The sequence below is a fragment of the Bacillus sp. EKM501B genome, from assembly GCF_011800505.1.
GTDB classification, from domain to species: domain Bacteria; phylum Bacillota; class Bacilli; order Bacillales; family Bacillaceae_G; genus Bacillus_A; species Bacillus_A cereus.
Map to the genome: position 1 here is coordinate 1 of NZ_JAALFZ010000088.1, position 257 is coordinate 257.

Genomic DNA, 257 nt, shown 5'->3' on the forward strand with positions numbered 1-257 from the left:
GCGTTGTTGGGATACTACCCTTGTGTTATGGCTACTCTAACCCAGATAGGTTATCCCTATCGGAGACAGTGTCTGACGGGCAGTTTGACTGGGGCGGTCGCCTCCTAAAAGGTAACGGAGGCGCCCAAAGGTTCCCTCAGATTGGTTGGAAATCAATCGCAGAGTGTAAAGGTATAAGGGAGCTTGACTGCGAGAGCTACAACTCGAGCAGGGACGAAAGTCGGGCTTAGTGATCCGGTGGTTCTGAATGGAAGGGC

Annotated in this window: 1 rRNA gene; it reads left to right on the forward strand. The window is 52.5% G+C overall.

The annotated features are described in order from the left end of the window. Window positions 1-257: ribosomal RNA gene (locus tag HFD78_RS29250) — 23S ribosomal RNA — on the forward strand; the annotation flags it as partial.